Annotated in this window: 15 protein-coding genes; 10 read left to right on the top strand and 5 right to left on the bottom strand. The window is 61.7% G+C overall.

The features are described 5' to 3' along the window. From IF204_RS07175 to IF204_RS07165, 3 genes are all read left to right on the top strand, one after another. Positions 1–798, top strand: a complete 798-nt coding sequence (locus IF204_RS07175) for a hypothetical protein (RefSeq protein WP_194095796.1) — start codon at positions 1–3, stop codon at positions 796–798. 70 nt (positions 799–868) lie between these two features. Next, positions 869–1,651 (top strand): DUF2189 domain-containing protein, encoded by a 783-nt coding sequence (locus tag IF204_RS07170; protein WP_194095794.1) that lies wholly within the window; start codon positions 869–871, stop codon positions 1,649–1,651. Between the two features lie 96 nt (positions 1,652–1,747). Further along, positions 1,748–2,389: a hypothetical protein gene (locus IF204_RS07165; RefSeq protein WP_194095792.1), complete on the top strand. Its 642-nt coding sequence runs from the start codon at positions 1,748–1,750 to the stop codon at positions 2,387–2,389. Positions 2,390–2,464: 75 nt separating this feature from the next. Here IF204_RS07165 and IF204_RS07160 read toward each other — a convergent pair whose 3' ends face one another. The 4 genes from IF204_RS07160 to bcp all read right to left on the bottom strand — a co-directional run bounded on the left by IF204_RS07160 (position 2,465) and on the right by bcp (position 5,794). Continuing rightward, complete coding sequence (locus IF204_RS07160; RefSeq protein WP_194095791.1) at positions 2,465–2,977, bottom strand: bactofilin family protein; 513 nt, start codon at positions 2,975–2,977, stop codon at positions 2,465–2,467. Then, a complete protein-coding gene (locus IF204_RS07155) occupies positions 2,967–4,271 on the bottom strand; it encodes a M23 family metallopeptidase (protein WP_228069107.1) in 1,305 nt (434 codons plus the stop codon). Before IF204_RS07155 ends, IF204_RS07160 begins: the two co-directional genes overlap by 11 nt. A 127-nt stretch (positions 4,272–4,398) precedes the next feature. Continuing rightward, positions 4,399–5,259, bottom strand: a complete 861-nt coding sequence (locus IF204_RS07150; RefSeq protein ID WP_194095790.1) for a ferritin-like domain-containing protein — start codon at positions 5,257–5,259, stop codon at positions 4,399–4,401. Positions 5,260–5,320: 61 nt separating this feature from the next. Further along, positions 5,321–5,794 (bottom strand): thioredoxin-dependent thiol peroxidase, encoded by a 474-nt coding sequence (gene bcp, locus IF204_RS07145; protein ID WP_194095789.1) that lies wholly within the window; start codon positions 5,792–5,794, stop codon positions 5,321–5,323. A 93-nt stretch (positions 5,795–5,887) separates the two neighbouring features. Between bcp and IF204_RS07140 the strand changes: the two genes are divergently transcribed. From IF204_RS07140 to lpdA, 5 genes are all read left to right on the top strand, one after another. Then, a complete protein-coding gene (locus IF204_RS07140; protein ID WP_194095788.1) occupies positions 5,888–9,196 on the top strand; it encodes a DUF3971 domain-containing protein in 3,309 nt (1,102 codons plus the stop codon). Positions 9,197–9,205: 9 nt separating this feature from the next. Continuing rightward, positions 9,206–10,258: a tRNA preQ1(34) S-adenosylmethionine ribosyltransferase-isomerase QueA gene (gene queA / locus IF204_RS07135; protein WP_194095787.1), complete on the top strand. Its 1,053-nt coding sequence runs from the start codon at positions 9,206–9,208 to the stop codon at positions 10,256–10,258. Between the two features lie 115 nt (positions 10,259–10,373). Continuing rightward, on the top strand, positions 10,374–11,630 hold the full coding sequence (locus IF204_RS07130) for an MFS transporter (RefSeq protein WP_194095786.1): 1,257 nt from the start codon (positions 10,374–10,376) through the stop codon (positions 11,628–11,630). After that, positions 11,627–12,193 carry a DUF924 family protein gene (locus IF204_RS07125; protein WP_194095785.1) on the top strand — a complete coding sequence of 189 codons (567 nt, stop codon included), beginning with the start codon at positions 11,627–11,629 and terminating at the stop codon, positions 12,191–12,193. Before IF204_RS07130 ends, IF204_RS07125 begins: the two co-directional genes overlap by 4 nt. Before the next feature lie 128 nt (positions 12,194–12,321). Then, positions 12,322–13,719 carry a dihydrolipoyl dehydrogenase gene (gene lpdA, locus IF204_RS07120; protein ID WP_194095783.1) on the top strand — a complete coding sequence of 466 codons (1,398 nt, stop codon included), beginning with the start codon at positions 12,322–12,324 and terminating at the stop codon, positions 13,717–13,719. Between the two features lie 150 nt (positions 13,720–13,869). On the opposite strand, the gene IF204_RS07115 is transcribed toward lpdA, so the two are convergent. Further along, positions 13,870–14,241, bottom strand: a complete 372-nt coding sequence (locus IF204_RS07115; protein ID WP_194095781.1) for a rhodanese-like domain-containing protein — start codon at positions 14,239–14,241, stop codon at positions 13,870–13,872. A gap of 182 nt (positions 14,242–14,423) precedes the next feature. On the opposite strand from IF204_RS07115, the gene uvrA reads away from it, so the two are divergent. Next, positions 14,424–17,282, top strand: coding sequence for an excinuclease ABC subunit UvrA (gene uvrA / locus IF204_RS07110; RefSeq protein ID WP_194095779.1), 2,859 nt, complete (start codon positions 14,424–14,426; stop codon positions 17,280–17,282). Continuing rightward, a complete protein-coding gene (locus tag IF204_RS07105) occupies positions 17,279–17,659 on the top strand; it encodes a DUF4260 domain-containing protein (protein WP_322743267.1) in 381 nt (126 codons plus the stop codon). Before uvrA ends, IF204_RS07105 begins: the two co-directional genes overlap by 4 nt. Positions 17,660–17,703: the final 44 nt, after the last annotated feature.

The following is a 17,703-nucleotide window of genomic DNA, read 5'->3' as shown; positions in this document are numbered from 1 at the left end:
ATGCGCGCTGCGCTGGCACTGGTCCTTGCTTTGGCGGCGGGCAGTGCGCGCGCCGAAAGCACCATCCACGCATTTGATGCATTCTTGCAGCGCGAAGGCTGCGCTATCGGCCCCTCCGTATTGGAGCGCGCCGCAGCGCAGGGGCTGGACGTTGCCTATTTCGAGCGTCTGGCTTCGCAGGCCGTGGAAGAGGGCGTCGCTCAGGCCGCTGGTGACTGGGTGCTGCTCGGCCCCGAGGTCTGCAAGATTGTCATGCCCGTGGTGGACGCCGAGTTCAGCCTCGAGAACTTGCCGCCGTTCCACATGGTCCGCTACTACGAGGCTGGCGAGGCCCCGTGGCCCGAGGGCTGTTACCTTGAGAGCCAGATTGAACTCACCGTGCTGGAACTGGCCGAAGAGCGGGATATCGACGTTGATGCAGCCTTCGAACTGATCACTGCTTTCAAAGCCAGAGAGATCGCGCTGGGGCGGTTGGTGAGTGGGTATTCGGACAACCCCATGTTTCCGCCGTGGACGCGGGTGACGGCGACGGACCGCTGCGGCGAGGCGCCCGACATCGCGGACCTGCAAGCGCATCAGAACTGGGTGCAGATGAACTTCGGCACCATCACGCGGGCGGGTTTTGAACAATTGACATGCGGCGAGGCGGGGAGCCTCGATCTGGGAGCGGATGACGGGCTGAATGGCGAGACGCCGAACGGCTACCCGCTGTGGGACATCTTTTTGCTGCAAGACGCGGCGGGCTGGAGCGAGGACGCCGGAACCGCTCGCCCACCCATCTGCCATCCCGCTAACTAAACACATATTACAAATACATTTTTGCGCCGCTGCCTTTCCCGCTTAGCCTGTGGGGGAGGGAGAGCCGCTTATGACACAGTTGGTCGACACGCCGCCGGCGTCACAGTTGCCATTGGTCGGCACCGTCACGGTGAACGACATTTTCGCGTCGCTGAGGGCAGGGATCTACGATTTCCGTCGCGCGCCGCAATTCGGGCTGTTCTTTTCCGCCGTCTACGTGCTGATCGGGTTCGCGATGGTGATGCTCGGCGCGGGGCATGTGAGCTGGGTGCTTGCGACTTCGCTGGGGTTCCCGCTGGCGGCACCGTTTGCGGCAGTCGGCCTCTACGAGGTGTCCCGCAGGCTGGAGAACGGCCAGCCGCTGGCGTGGTCCGAAGTGTTGGGCGTCGTCTGGCAGGAACGTACCCGCCAGATCCCGTGGATGGGCGCGATTATCGTGATCTATTTCCTGTTCTGGACGTTCCTCGCCCACATGCTGTTCGCGCTGACGATGGGCCTGTCGGTGGTCCGCAACATCTCCAGCAGCTACGAGATGTTCTTTACTTCCACCGGCCTGACGATGATCGCGGTGGAGCTGGCCGTCGGCGCGGTGCTGGCGTTCCTGCTGTTCGCAATGACCGTGGTGAGCCTGCCGCTGCTGCTGGAGAAAGAGGTGGATTTCGTCTCTGCCATGCTGCTGTCGATCAAGGTCGTCGCCTCGAACCTCGCGGTCATGCTGATCTGGGCGGCGATCATCGCGGTGCTGTCTCTGATTGCCCTCGCGCCCGCGTTCCTCGGTCTGATGGTGGTGCTGCCCGTGCTGGGGCACGCGACGTGGCATTTGTATCGAAGGGCGCTGTACGATCCGGTGTGATTTTAGGTGGAAAATATTGTAATTGGTTATACCGAAGGTTGACTCGCACTTACTGCATCGGCTTTCTTTTCCGACACTACAAATTGGAAAAGACCCATGGTTTCAAAAATCATTTCAACGAGCGTTGCGGCACTATGTCTTTCGCTCGGAATTGCAGATGTTGCAGCTTCGCAAGACGTTTCGGCAGAGACATGCCTCGCTTTGAACGATGATCAAGAGCGGCTTGGCTGCTATGATCGACAATTCGGATATGTGGCTAGGGCGGAAGAAGAAACGGCACCAGAAGTCGCTAAACCTATTTCAACTTCGTCCAATTGGCACTTCTTTGAGAACGCTGATGATTTCAGTGATCAGGATACTTCTTACATAATCCTAAGTTCAGTAGCAGGACGCGGGCGGTACAACGATGCGCCAGACGCGATCTGGATCCGCTGCGATGGGCAAGGTGCTTTTGAAGTCTTTGTTACAGTGGACGGGTATATAGGTGGAAATCGCAATGATCGTGTTCCGGTGCGCTTTCGGTTCGGATCAGACGATCCTGTGTCCGAACTTTGGAATATTTCCACGAACGGTCAGGGTGCATTTCTGCCGCAAAGCTATAATGACTTTAAAACCGGAATTTTTTCAGGAGAAGATTTCGTTTTTGAAGTGACGGATTATCAGGGCTCTAAAAGCTCTGCTGAATTTCGAAACTCCGATCATCCCAAATTGGATTTCATTCGAAACGGCTGCCGCTGAGTAAAGTCGAGCTATTCAAACCAACAAAAAAGGCGCCGCAGCGGGCGCCTTTCATTTTTCCGATGATCCCGCGGATCAGCTGTTCACTTCGTCCGAAGCGACTGCCGGCATTTTCGGCTTGGCGCCGCCGGTGGTGCTGAGCGGGTCGTCCTGACGCTGGACCGAGCCTTCGAAGTGGGCGCCGGATTCGATCGCGATGGTCTTGTGGATGATGTCGCCTTCGACGCGGGCGGTCGAGGTGAGGCGGACCTTCAGGCCACGGACGCGGCCGATGATGCGGCCGTTGATCACGACGTCGTCTGCAACGACTTCGCCCTTGATGGTGGCGCTTTCGCCGATGGTCAGCAGGTGGGCGCGGATGTCGCCGTCGACCTGGCCTTCGACCTGGATATCACCCGAGGTCTTGAGGTTGCCTTTGACGTGCAGATCCGACGAAAGGATCGATGCGGGCGGCTTGGCTTTCGGTGCGGTCGAGGTCAGCTTGCTGTCGGTCGGGGCAGGGCTGGACGGCTTCGACGAAAGGGGCGACGGGGTCGGGGTTTCGGTCGCCTTGGGGCCAGGTTCGTTGATCTTGCTTTTAGAAAACATCTTGTCCAGCTCTTATGTAAGTCATCGGGTTTAGTGGCGATCCGTTCACGCGGATCTCGTAGTGCAGGTGCGGTCCTGTCGATCGTCCGGAATTCCCCATATCACCGATCCGGTCTCCAAGCGAGACTCTTTGACCGACACTGACCTTAATGTCGTTCAGGTGACCGTAACGGGTTTCGATTCCGAAGTCGTGGCGGATCTTGATGAGGCGACCATAGCCCGACGACCAGCCTGCGAAGGTCACAACTCCGTCAGCGGTGGCGTAGATCGGGGTGCCGATCGGGCCGGCCATATCGGTGCCCTCGTGCATCCGGCCCCAGCGGCGGCCAAAGCCGGAGCTGTAGCGGAAGCTGGATTTGACGGGCATGGCGAAGGGCGCGTGTTCGGCGGCGATGCGGTAGAGGTCGATGCGTTCGAGCGAGTCCATGATGGCGTTCGCGCGTTCGGCGTCGGGGTTGTAGTTCTCGTCATCCAGCGGATTGACCGGAATGCGCGGACCGCCGAGGCCCGAATACCCGCGGCGGACCTGATCAATCAGGTTGTCGGGGTTGAGGCCAGCGGCGCGGAACATGTTGTCCAGCGGCTCGACGGAGATTTTCAGGGCTTCTTCGATCTGGCGGAAGATGGCTTCGTTCTGGTCCTGCATGAGGCGCAGTTCCAGTTCGGCCTCTGCCGCGCGGTCGAGAGCGCCTTGGGCGTCTTCTTCGATCTGGTCACGCTCTGCGGCGGTTTCGGCGAGGGCTGCGGCCAGAAGGTCCAGCGTTTCGTCGCCAGCGCCGCCCGATTGCGCGGCGGCGGGATCATAGCCTTCGGCGGACATGGCGGTCACGCGCTGCTGAAGCTCGCGGCGTTCGCCCAGCGTGCGGCGCAGGTTGCTCTGGATGACGTCGATGCCGGTGGACAGCTCGCGGCGCTCGTCTTCGGAGGCCAGAAGCTGCGACTGCATGATCGAAATCTGTTCGAGGGCGGACGAGAAACGGTCCTGCGCGGCGGCGGCTTCGGCCACACGGCGGTCGCGTTCATCGGAAAGCGCGTTGACGCGGTTTTCGTATTCGATCTGGTCGCGGCGGGCCTGCGCGCGGAAGTTACCGGCGCCGATGGAGTCCATCATGATGATCGCGGTGGCGATGATCGTCCAAGCGACCAGCATCGTTCCTGCCACCCAGATCAGAAGCTGGGTTTCGGAGCGGAGCCTGATAAACCGTGTTTCGTTGTCCGAACGCAGAAAAAGTCGACGTTCGGGAAAGTGCCGTTCCAGTGCGTGGTGCACTTTGGCCATCATGCGAGATCGCAAGAGCCTGTCCCCATCAGTTCTTTATTCTCGCGGGGCGTCCCGTCGTCCCGCGCGGTCTTGTTAGGACAAGGTGTGGAGGCGCTGCAACAGTTTTGCGCAGAAGTGGCGGAAAAGACTCGGGATTCCGCTATTTTGCGCGAATTTCTGCCGAGGCTTTGTTGCCCAAAGCGGTGCGGTCCGGCGTGTCTTCGGAGAGCGGCCAGTAGAAGTCCGGCGGGATACCCGCCTCGGCGCGTTTCTCTTCGTTGAAGGGCGGTTTGAGGACGCCGTGGAAGTAGTGGCGCACAAGGCGGTGGAATTCGTCCTTGGGGTCGAAATCGTGGCGACCGCAGAGGAAGTGGAACCACTTCGATCCGTAGGCGACGTGGTGGACCTCTTCGGAGTAGATGACTTCGAGCGCCTCGACGGCGTTTGTCGCCTCGGCCTTGCGGAAAATCTCGATCATGCCGGGGGTCACGTCGAGGCCGCGCGCCTCCAGCACCATAGGCACCACAGCGAGGCGGCCCATGATGTCCTCAGCGGTATCCTCGGCGGAGCGCCACATGCCAGCGTGGGCGGGGAGCGCGCCGTAGTGGCTGCCCATCTCTTCAAGACAGTCGCATATCAGATTGAAATGTTTGGACTCTTCGTCGGCGGACTTCACCCAGTCGTCGTAAAATCCGATGGGCATCTTGATGTGGCCGAAGCGGGCGATGATGTCCCAGTGCAGGTCCACGGCATTGAGTTCGATGTGGGCAACAGCGTGCAGGAGTGCGATGCGGCCAGCCTCGGACCCTGTGCGGCGGCGGGGCACGTCACGGGGGGCCATCAGTTCGGGCTTTTCAGGCCGCGCGGGGCGGAGCGGCGGGTTGCCGATGCCGACCTCGATGGGCGTGCCGCCATTGCGGGAGGCGGCCCACTCGGCGGCGTATTTGCGCGAAAGGGCGGTCTTGGCGCGGCCATCGGCGGTGCTGAGGACTTCGCAGGCCATTTCGGTCAACGTCGGCATGGGCGGCTCCCTAAGGTATTCGGACGACGCGGGAGTGCCGCGTCATCCGCCAGAGGTCAAGTCAGAGGGCTTTGACGGCGTCCAGAACCGCCTCGGCGTGTCCGGGTACTTTGACCTTGGGCCAGACCTTCGCGATCTTGCCGTCCGCACCAATAAGGAACGTGGCGCGTTCGATGCCCATGTAGGTTTTGCCGTACATGTTCTTTTCCACCCAGACGCCGTAGCGTTCGCACATATCGCTTTCCTCGTCGGACAGCAGCGCGATCTTCAACTCGTGCTTGGCGATGAATTTGTCGTGCTTTTTCACGGGGTCTTTCGACACGCCGAGGATGACGGCACCCGCAGCGGCGAAATCGTCGACCATATCCGTAAAGGCGATAGCTTCCTTGGTGCAGCCGGGGGTGTCGTCCTTGGGGTAGAAATAGAGGACGACGGGTTTGCCCTGGTAATCCGACAGGCTAACCGAGCCGCCACCGTCACGGGGCAGAGTGAATTCGGGTGCCTGATCGCCTTCGGCGGGGCGTTGATGGCTCATGGTAACCTCCGATTGCTTTTGATATTCGGCCACTTGCATGACAAAGTGCAGTTTAGGACAGGTCCGGCAAAGATAAAGGGGCCAAGGGGCAGGATGACGGGGAAAGACGTGGACGATGACATCGCGCCAGCGGCGGATGCTGTGTCCAAACCTGTGCGTCCGAAGTTCCGCAAGCTGCGCTTTGCCGTCCGTGCGTTCCTGATCATCCTCGCTATTCCTATTGTTTTCGCGTTGGTCGCCAGTGTCACGCTCGTGGGCCGCGAAGTGACCGCGCCGTCATGGCTGCAAGCGCGGCTGGAGAGCACGGCGGCAGAAATCCTGAGCGGCGGCACCCTCAAATTCGGCCAGATCAAGCTGGTGATCAGCGACGATCTGCACCCCCGTGTTCGGATGCGGAACGTGGTGCTGCGCGATGCGCAATCGACAGTCATCGCCCGTGTCCCCTCGGCCGATGTGCTGATTTCCCCGCGCGGGCTGGTGCTGAAACACGAGGTGCTGGTGCAGGAGGTCGTTCTGCGCTCTACCCAGATCGGGCTGCGGCGGCGGTCTGACGGTTCGGTCGCGCTGGCGTTCGATGCGAGTGCGGAGCCTGCGGGCGAGGCGGCATCGTTTATCGAACTGGTGGATCAGGCCGACGCGCTGCTGGCGCATCCGCTGCTGGAGGCGCTGGAAACCGTCCGCGCAGAGGGCGTCATCGTCAACTACGCCGACGCACGGGCCGGGCGGAGCTGGACGCTCGACGGGGGCTCGGCGCTGCTGGATATGCGGGGCGAGGTGGCATCGCTGCGTGCCTCCGCATTCTTGCTGTCGGGGCGGTCCTATGCGACCCGCGTGGATATCAATGTCGACAGCCCCAAGAGCGGGCGAGCGGCATCCATGGGCTTTACCGTGGTTGACGGCATGGCAGCGGACCTTGCCAGCCAGTCGCCCGCGCTGGGGTGGCTGTCGGTGCTGGACGCACCGATCACAGCGTCGCTGAGGGGCAGCATCGACGATGACGGCAATCTGGGGCCGCTGTTCGCTTCAATCTCGGTCGAGAATGGCGCGATCCAGCCGTCTCCCGACACGAACCCGATCCCGATCGGCGCGGCAAAAACCTATCTGACATACGATCCCAAGGGCCAAGCGGTCCGCTTTACCCGCGTCGAGGCCGAGACGGGCTGGGGGGCGTTTACCGCCAGCGGGCAGGCGTACTTGCGCGGCGCGGATGCCGACGGCTGGCCGCAGGTGTTCGAAAGCCAGTTCACCGTCAACAACCTCAGCTTCAACCCCGGTGAGACCTACGACGAGCCGTTGACGTTCGAGCGTGCCTCTGCCGACTTCCGCCTGTCGCTGGAGCCGTTCCGCATCGACGTTGGGAACTACGCGCTCACTGTCCAAGGGCAGAACGTCCACGGGCGCGGGCAGGTGCGGACCGGGCCGGACGGCTGGGAGGTGGATGCGGACCTCATGGGCGACGACGTCGACCCGATGCCGCTGCTGTCCTACTGGCCGGAGACGTTCAAACCCAACAACAAACGCTGGTTTACCGAGAACCTCCGCCAAGCGACCCTGCACGATATGGTCGTGGCGATGCGGTTCCATGCGGGAAAGAAGCCCGAGATCAGCACGAGCGGCAGTTTCTCGGATGCGGTGTTCACGCCGATGCCGTTCCTGCCGGTGATCGAGGACGCGACGGGGTTCTCGACGCTTTACGATCACTCGATGACCCTGCGGCTGGACAAAGGCACGATGCGCGCGCCTCAAGGGGGTGATGTGGACGTGGCGGGGTCGGAGTTCACGATCCTCGACACGCGCGAACGTGTCCCGAACGCGCATATGGAGCTTTTCACCGAAAGCACCGTGACCGCCGCGCTGTCCGTCATCGACCTGCCGCCGATGCAGTTCCTGACCAAAGCGAACCAGCCCGTGACGATGGCGGACGGGCGGGCGCGGGTGAAGACGATCCTCGATATGCCGCTGATGCCGAATGTGCCGCCAGAACTGGTGCGCTATTCCACGGACGCGGTGATTACCAACATGCGCTCGACCCACTTTGTCCCCGATCACACTGTGACGGCGGGGCGGGTGGATGTGCACGTCGATAACACGGTGCTGCGCGCGTCGGGCGATGCCCGTGTGGGTGATGCGCCGATGAGCGTGACGTGGAGCCGCCAGCTTGGCCCCGATGCGCCGCGCCGCAGCCGCTTGGATGCGGAAGTGACGCTGACCCGCGAGTCGCTGGCCGAGTTCAACATCGCGCTGCCCGATGATGCGGTGAGCGGTGAGGCGCGGGGGCGGCTCGGGATCGACCTGATCGACAACGAGGCGCCGCGCTTTACGCTTGAGACCAACATGGAGGGCGCGCGGGTCGCGATTGCGGGGATCGACTGGGTGAAACCTGCATCCTCTACTGGCAACCTGTCGATCAGCGGTGTCCTGAGCAACCCTGCGCGGATCGAAAGCATCGACATGACCGCACCGGGGCTGGAGGCGTCGGGTTTCCTCACGTTGGGCGCGGGCGGTCTGCAATCGGCCGAGTTCTCCCGCGTGCGTGTCGGCAACTGGCTGAACGCGCCTGTGACCATCACGCCGCGCGGGGCGGGGCAAGCGCCGGCCATCGCGCTCAAAGGTGGATCGCTCGATCTGCGGAGCGCGCGGTTCGGCGGCTCTGGTGATGGCGGCGGGCCGATCAGTGCGTTTCTAGATACGCTCGTCATCTCGGACAGCATCCGCGTCGATAACCTGCGGGGTGTGTTCGACACCAACGGCGGCCTGCGCGGTACGCTCGAAGGGGACGTGAACGGAGAGGCGCCCATCGTCGCCCAGATCCGCCCGAGCGCCAATGGCATCGCGCTTGAGATGAACGCCCAGAACGGCGGCGAGGTGCTCTCCGCTGCGGGGCTGATGAGGAACGCGTCGGGCGGGAATATGAACCTCTGGCTCGAAAGCGGGCCTGACGAGGGCGTCTATGACGGCACGTTCGAAATTACAGACCTGCGTGTGCAGGAAGCGCCCGCGCTGGCGGCCCTCTTGGATGCGGCAAGCATCATCGGTCTTCTGACGCAGCTTGATGGCCAAGGGCTCTTGTTTACAAACGTCGATGGCGAATTCCGCCTGACGCCCGACAACTTTATTCTGGGCAGTCTGAGCGCCGTCGGGCCGGGGCTTGGCATTTCGCTCGACGGGGTCTACACGCTCGCGACCGGAGCCATGGATTTTCAGGGCGTGGTTTCGCCAATCTATCTGATCAACGGCCTCGGCTCGTTCCTGACACGGCGCGGCGAGGGGTTGATCGGGTTCAACTACAACCTCGGCGGAACCAAGGACGACATGACGATTATGGTGAACCCGCTGTCGATGTTCACCCCCGGCATGTTCCGCGAGATTTTCCGACGGCCTCCGCCTGATCTGAGCGAATAGGATGCGCCTGTGAAACTGAGTGATTTCGATTTCGACCTTCCCGAGGGGCTGATCGCCACGCGTCCGGCCAAGCCGCGCAGTTCCGCGCGTCTGCTTGTCGCCAGAGGGTCCGAGATCGAGGACAAGCGCGTCACCGACCTGCTGGACGTACTGGAGGCGGGCGACCGTCTGGTGCTGAACGACACGCGGGTGATCCCTGCGCGTCTGTCCGGCACCCGTCACCGCGACAGTGCGCAAGGCCCCGTGCAGGCACAGATCGAGGTCACGCTGCTGGAGCCGAAGGCTGATGGCACTTGGGGTGCGCTCCTGAAGCCGCTGAAGAAGGTGAAGGATGGGGAGGACATCGTATTCTCCGACCGTCTGACCGCCACCGTTGTCAGCCGTGACGAGGGACAGGCGTCCATCCGGTTCAACCTGACGGGCGATGATTTCGACGCTGCGCTGAATGAGGCGGGCGCGATGCCGCTGCCGCCTTATATCGCTGCCCTCCGTGCGCCCGATGCGCAGGACAAAGAGGACTACCAGACCGTCTGGGCCAAGAACACCGGCGCTGTTGCTGCGCCGACCGCCTCGCTGCATTTCGATGACGAGTTGCTGGCCGCATTGCGCGCCAAGGGCGTGGAGTTCACCTATGTGACGCTGCACGTCGGGGCAGGGACGTTCCTGCCGGTGAAGGTCGACGACATCTCCGAACACAAGATGCACTCGGAATGGGGGCAGGTGACCGCAGAGGCCGCCGCCCAGATCAACGCGACCAAAGCCGCTGGCGGGCGCGTCATTCCTGTGGGCACTACCGCGCTGCGCCTGATCGAGAGCGCGGCGACCGACGACGGCATCGCGCCGTGGGAAGGACCGACCGATATCTTCATCACCCCCGGTTTCACCTTCCGCGTGGCCGATGCGCTGATGACCAATTTCCACCTGCCGAAATCCACGCTGATGATGCTGGTCTCGGCCCTGCTGGGCGTGGAGGAAATCCGCGCCGTTTACGATCATGCCGTCACAAACGGTTATCGTTTCTTCAGTTACGGTGACGCGTCGCTTTTGATTCCCAAGAGCTGAACCACGACAGAGTCTGTGCACGAGTGAAGGTCGGTTTGCGGAGATTTCTGTCGCACACCTACTGGCCGCTCAAGACTTGTGCGCTATGCTCCTCGCATAAATATAAGGGGACAGTATGTTTCAGGTACTGAACGCATCCTGGGCGCTTCTGCTCGGGATTTTCATGTTGATGATCGGTAACGGTCTGCAAGGCACGCTTCTGGGCCTGCGGGGCGAGGTCGAGGGCTTCTCGACCACCGAGATGTCGATCATCATCTCGGCATACTTCCTCGGCTTCCTGTTCGCGTCCCGCATGGCGCCGCGCATGATCCAGCGCGTGGGCCACGTGCGTGTGTTCGCCGCCATGGGCTCGACCATTTCCGCGATCCTGATCCTCTATCCGACGCTTGCGGACCCGTGGGCATGGTCGATCGGCCGCGTAATCATCGGTTTCTGCTTCTGCGGCGTGTATATCACCGCTGAAAGCTGGCTGAACGACAGCGCGACCAATGAAACCCGCGGCAAGGCGCTTTCGCTCTACATGATCATGCAGATGGGCGGCATCGTCGCCGGTCAGTATGTCGTAGCGCTGGGCGATGTGTCGGGCTTTGTGCTCTTCGTCATTCCGTCGGTCCTCGTTTCGCTGGCTTTCGCACCGATCCTTCTGTCGGTCCGTCCCGCGCCTGCATTCGAAGTGGCCAAGCCGCTCACCGTGCGCGAGCTGATCAAGATTTCGCCGCTGGCCTGCATGGGGATGCTCGCACTCGGCGGCGTGTTCGCGGCGCAGTTCGGTATGACGGCGGTCTACGGCGTGAAGGTCGGCATGACCGTTCCGCAAATCTCGATCATGATCTCGACGATCTACATCGCGGCGTTGCTGCTCCAGTATCCCGTCGGCCTGATCTCGGACCGCATGGACCGCCGCTGGCTGATCGCAATCCTGTCGCTCATCGGCGGGGCAGGTGCCTTCATCGGCGTTCTGACCGATAGTTACTGGTTCGTCGTCATCGCAGCGGTGGCCGCAGGCGGCACCTCAAACCCGCTCTACGCGCTGCTGATCGCCTACTGTAACGACTACCTCTCGCGCGAAGACATGGCGGGCGCATCCGGCGGCCTTCTGTTCATCAACGGGGTCGGAGCGATCGTAGGCCCGCTGATCGTGGGTTACGTCATGGATAACATCGGTCCTAACGGCTACTGGGCTTACATCTCGTTCCTGCTGTTCGGCCTCGGCGTTTACGCGATCTGGCGTATGACCCAGCGCAGCACGCCGAACCTCGAATCCGAAGACCAGAGCAACATGGCTCCGGTCATGATGCAGACCGCAACGCCCGTGGCTGTCGAAGTCGCGCAGGAGGTCTGGGGTCAGGCCGAAGAGGACGAAAATACATGAGCATGACCGACGATATCCTCGCCTACTGGATTGACGAGCTTGGCCCCAAGGGCTGGTACGCAGGCGGCGAGGAGATCGACGATGCCATCCGCGCGCGCTACCTGATCACTTGGGAAGAAGCGCGCGCTGGCGCCCTCGGCCACTGGCTCACCGATGCGCGCGGTGCGCTCGCCTATATCATCCTGCTCGACCAGTTTCCCCGCAATATGTTCCGCGGCGATGCGCGGTCGTTCGAGATGGACCCAGTGGCCCGCTCGACTGCAAAAATGGCGATGGATCGCGGCTGGGACATGGAGATCGAGGGCGATGCCCGCCAGTTCTTCTATTTGCCGCTGATGCATTCGGAGAACATCGTGGATCAGGACCGCTCGGTGGACCTGTTCTCGACCCGCATGGAAACGGACGGCAACGTCGTTCACGCCAAAGCGCACCGCAAGATCATCCGCGACTTCGGCCGCTTCCCGTATCGCAACGATGCCTTGGGCCGCGAAACCACGCCCGAGGAACAGGCTTTTCTCGATGCGGGTGGATATGCCACGGTCGTCAAAGAACTGAGCGCCTGAACCGGAGGGTGCGACCGCCAAGAAAAACTGCCCTGCACCGAGTGGGAGGCAGCCATGAATTTGCGCGGGTGGATTGCTCTCCGGAAATAGTTTAACGTCAAACTAATTTGATTTCGGAGGAGATTCCAATGGCTGCCAAGAATTTCGACATGATCGTCATCGGTGCCGGACCGGGCGGTTATGTTGCCGCGATCCGCGGCGCACAGCTCGGCCTCAAGGTCGCCTGTGTGGAGCGTGAACACCTCGGCGGTATTTGTCTGAACTGGGGCTGCATCCCGACCAAGGCGCTGCTGCGTTCGTCGGAAGTGTTCCACCTGATGCACCGCGCCAAGGAATTCGGCCTCAAGGCAGAGAACATCGGCTACGACCTCGACGCTGTGGTCAAACGCTCGCGCGGCGTGGCCAAGCAGCTGTCGGGCGGCATCGGCCACCTGTTCAAGAAGAACAAGATCACCTCGATCATGGGCGAGGCCAAGCTTTCGGGCAAAGGCAAAGTCACCGTCACCACCAAGGACGGCACCGAAGAACTCACCGCCAAGAACATCGTCGTCGCCACCGGCGCCCGTGCCCGCGAACTGCCGGGTCTCGAGGCTGACGGTGATCTGGTCTGGACCTACAAGCACGCGCTCCAGCCGGTGCGTATGCCCAAGAAACTGCTCGTCATCGGTTCGGGCGCCATCGGCATCGAATTCGCCAGCTTCTACAGCACCCTCGGCGCCGACACGACCGTGGTCGAAGTCATGGACCGCATTCTGCCGGTGGAAGACGCCGAAATCGCCGCCTTCGCGAAAAAGCAGTTCGTGAAGCAGGGCCTGACCATCATGGAAAAGGCCGGCGTCAAGCAGCTGGACCGCACCCCCGGTAAGGGCGTCGTCGCCCATATCGAAGTGAACGGCAAAATCGAGAAGCACGAGTTCGACACCGTGATCTCTGCTGTCGGTATCGTCGGCAACGTCGAGGGCCTCGGCCTCGAAGACGCTGGCGTGAAGATCGACCGCACCCACGTTGTCACCGATGAATACTGCCGCACCGGCGTTGATGGCCTCTATGCCATCGGCGATATCGCGGGCGCACCGTGGCTGGCGCACAAAGCCTCGCACGAAGGCGTCATGGTCGCCGAACTGATCGCAGGCCAGCACGCCCACCCGATCAAGCCGAACACCATCGCGGGCTGCACCTACTGCCACCCGCAGGTTGCGTCCGTCGGCCTCACCGAAGAAAAAGCCAAAGCCGCTGGCTACGACATCAAGGTCGGCCGCTTCCCGTTCATCGGCAACGGCAAAGCGATCGCTCTGGGCGAGCCCGAAGGTCTGGTGAAAACCGTGTTCGACGCGAAAACCGGCGAACTCCTGGGTGCACACATGGTGGGCGCGGAAGTCACCGAACTGATCCAGGGCTACGTCGTGGGCCGCACGTTGGAAACCACCGAAGAAGACCTGATGAACACCGTCTTCCCGCACCCGACGCTGTCGGAAATGATGCACGAGTCGGTGCTCGACGCCTATGGTCGCGCGCTCCACTTCTAAGGGGCCCGCCGCTTCATTCTGATAAAAATACCTCGGGGACGTCCCGCAGGGACGGGGGCAGCGCCCCATAGCCTCAAACAAACAAAGCCCCGCCATCGGCGGGGCTTTTCACTTGTTAAAAACAGGTCGCGTGAGTGGCGCGGGTATCTCTTAGTGGCGGACCGGACCGCCGGCCTCGGCCCAGTGGACAAAGCCACCGATGTTGTGGGCGTCATAGCCGAAGCCCTGAAGTGCCTGCACGGCCATACCGGCGCGGCCACCGGCGGCGCAGTAGACAGCGACCGGCTTGCCCGATTTGAACACGTCAAGACACTCGGGGCTCGACGGGTTGGCCTTCATCTGCAGTGTCGCGAGCGGGACGTGTACGGCGCCCTCGGCCATGCCGGAGGCTTTGATTTCGCTGATGTCGCGCACGTCGATGACAACGACCTCGTCGGTCTTCGATTTTGCGATCGCGTCCTGAACGGTGATGCGGTTTGCCGGGGCGGCGGGGGTGACTGCGGAACGGAGCATTTGGAACATTTAAGACACCTGTCTGGCGAGCTTGGGTTGCTCTGATATATACATGCAAAAAACATAATGTAAATATGTAATATGGATTTTACCGCAAATGGCAAATGTTCTATGAATGTTCGCAATTGGGAGTTGGAGAGTCGTCCAACAGCGCCTATCTATTGCAGCGCAGAATTCCGTAAGGGGGCAGAATGCCAGAACTCAAGCACATCGAGGTGCGTGGCGCCCGTGAGCATAACCTCAAGAACATCGACGTCGATATCCCGCGTGACGAACTGGTGGTAATCACCGGTCTGTCCGGTTCGGGCAAATCCTCGCTCGCGTTCGATACGATCTACGCCGAAGGGCAGCGCCGCTATGTGGAGTCGCTCTCGGCCTATGCGCGTCAGTTCCTCGATATGATGGAAAAGCCGGATGTGGACCACATCAGCGGCCTGTCTCCTGCGATCTCCATCGAACAGAAAACCACGTCGAAGAACCCGCGCTCGACCGTCGGTACCGTGACCGAGATTTACGACTACCTGCGTCTGCTGTTCGCCCGCGTGGGCACACCCTACAGCCCCGCCACGGGCCTGCCCATCGAGGCGCAGCAGGTGCAGGACATGGTCGACCGCGTCGCCGCGATGGAGGAGGGCACCCGCGGCTACCTTCTTGCGCCGATCGTGCGTGACCGCAAAGGCGAATACCGCAAGGAAATGCTGGAACTGCGCAAGCAGGGCTTCCAGCGTGTGAAGGTCGACGGCACCTTCTATGAACTGGACGAGCCGCCGACCCTCGACAAGAAATTCCGCCACGACATCGACGTCGTCGTCGACCGTATCGTCGTGCGCGAAGGGATCGAGACCCGCCTTGCGGACAGCTTCCGCACCGCGCTCGACCTCGCTGACGGCATCGCCATTCTGGAAACCGCACCGAAAGAGGGCGAACCGGAGCGTTTCACGTTCTCCGAGCGGTTCGCCTGTCCGGTGTCGGGCTTTACGATCCCCGAGATCGAGCCGCGCCTGTTTTCGTTCAATGCGCCTTTCGGTGCCTGTCCGACCTGTGACGGCCTCGGTAAAGAGCTGTTCTTCGATGAACGCCTCGTGGTGCCTGACGTCACGCTGAAGGTGGCTGACGGTGCGATTGCGCCGTGGCGGAAGGGCAAGAGCCCGTATTTCCTGCAAACCATCGACGCGATGGCAAAACACTACGGCTTCAAGAAATCCTCGCCGTGGAAAGACATTCCCGAGAAGGTGCAGCAGGTGTTCCTCTACGGCTCCGGCAAAGAGGAAATCCAGTTCCGCTATGACGAAGGCGGGCGTATCTATCAGGTGAAGCGTGCCTTTGAAGGCGTGATCCCGAACATGGAGCGCCGCTACCGCGAGACTGACTCCAACTGGATCCGCGAAGAGTTCGAGCAGTACCAGAACAACCGTCCGTGCGGCGCGTGTGGCGGCTACCGTCTGCGCGAAGAGGCGCTGGCTGTGAAAATCGCTGGTCTGCACGTGGGCCAAGTGGTCGAAAAGTCGATCAAGGAAGCCCTCGCGTGGATCAACAGCGTGATGGACTCGCTCACCACCCAGAAGAAAGAGATCGCCCGCGCCATCGTCAAAGAGATCAGCGAGCGCCTCAGCTTCCTCAATAACGTCGGCCTCGACTACCTGACCATGAGCCGCAACGCGGGCACGCTGTCGGGCGGTGAGAGCCAGCGTATCCGTCTCGCCTCGCAGATCGGTTCGGGTCTGACGGGCGTTCTTTACGTGCTCGACGAGCCGTCGATCGGTCTGCACCAGCGCGATAACGACCGCCTGCTGACCACGCTCAAGAACCTGCGCGATCAGGGCAATACAGTGATTGTCGTCGAACACGACGAGGATGCGATCCGCGAAGCCGACTATGTCTTCGACATCGGTCCGGGTGCGGGTGTCCACGGCGGCCAGGTGATTGCTCACGGCACGCCGCAGCAGATCGCCAAGCACAAGGACTCGATCACGGGTCAGTACCTGTCGGGCAAGCGCCGCATCGAGGTGCCTGCCATCCGCCGCGAAGGAAACGGCAAGAAGCTGACCGTGGTCAAAGCGGACGGCAACAACCTCAAGGACGTGACCGTCGATTTCCCGCTGGGCAAATTCGTCTGCGTGGCGGGGGTGTCGGGCGGCGGTAAGTCCACGCTGACCATCGAAACGCTCTACAAGAACGCCGCGATGAAGCTGAACGGTGCGCGCGAAACCCCTGCGCATTGTGAAACCATCAAGGGCTTCGAGCACCTCGACAAGGTCATCGACATCGACCAGCGTCCTATCGGGCGGACCCCGCGGTCCAACCCCGCGACCTACACCGGTGCGTTCACCCCGATCCGCGAATGGTTCGCGGGCCTGCCCGAAGCGCAAGCGCGCGGCTACAAGCCGGGTCGTTTCAGCTTCAACGTCAAGGGCGGTCGCTGCGAGGCGTGTCAGGGTGACGGCGTCATCAAGATCGAGATGCACTTCCTTCCCGACGTCTATGTCGAGTGCGAAACCTGTAAGGGCAAGCGCTACAACCGCGAGACACTGGAAATCCGCTTCAAGGGCAAGTCCATCGCCGACGTGCTGGATATGACCGTGGAAGAGGCGCAGGAGTTCTTCAAGGCTGTGCCGTCGATCCGCGAGAAGATGGACGCGCTGATGCGGGTGGGCCTTGGCTACATCAAGGTTGGCCAGCAGGCGACGACGCTTTCGGGCGGTGAGGCGCAGCGCGTGAAGCTGTCGAAGGAACTGTCGAAACGCTCGACGGGGCGGACGCTCTATATCCTCGACGAGCCGACCACGGGTCTGCACTTCGAAGACGTGCGAAAGCTCCTCGAAGTGCTGCACGAACTGGTGGAGCAGGGGAACACGGTGGTGGTGATCGAGCATAACCTCGACGTCATCAAGACCGCCGACTGGATTATCGACATCGGGCCCGAGGGCGGCGATGGCGGCGGTCAAGTCGTGGCAACCGGAACGCCCGAACACGTCGCAACCGTTGAGGCATCGCACACTGGCCGCTACCTTGGACCCATGTTGGTCAACAAGGTCGAGGCTGCGGAGTGAACACGATCCTCTGGCAACGCATCGAAGGCGGCATGGTTTTCGCCGCCTCGATGCTCGCGCTATTTTCCGTCTGGACGCTGGGAAGCCTGCCGCCGTGGTGGGTGATGCTGCTGGTGTTCTTCTCGCCGGACCTGTCGTTCATCGGCTATCTGGCGGGGCCGAAGGTCGGCGCGGCGCTTTATAACATCGTCCACCTCTATGCCTTCGGCGTTATCTTGGTGGTCATCGCGATCAGCGGTGTGTGGGTCGCGCCAAGCCTGCTGGTCTGGGGGCTGTTGATCCTCGGCCATGCGGGGTTCGACCGGATGTTCGGATACGGACTGAAAGAGCCGAGCGGGTTCAACCAAACCCACCTCGGCCCCATCGGTCACAAATGAAAAAAGGCGCCCCGAGGGGCGCCTTCTTCATAACAGGGTCACTG

Origin of the sequence: Marivivens aquimaris (genome assembly GCF_015220045.1) — a bacterium.
GTDB lineage: Bacteria > Pseudomonadota > Alphaproteobacteria > Rhodobacterales > Rhodobacteraceae > Marivivens > Marivivens aquimaris.
The sequence above is the reverse complement of the archived record's forward strand: the minus strand, read 5'-3'. Positions and strand labels throughout refer to the sequence as shown.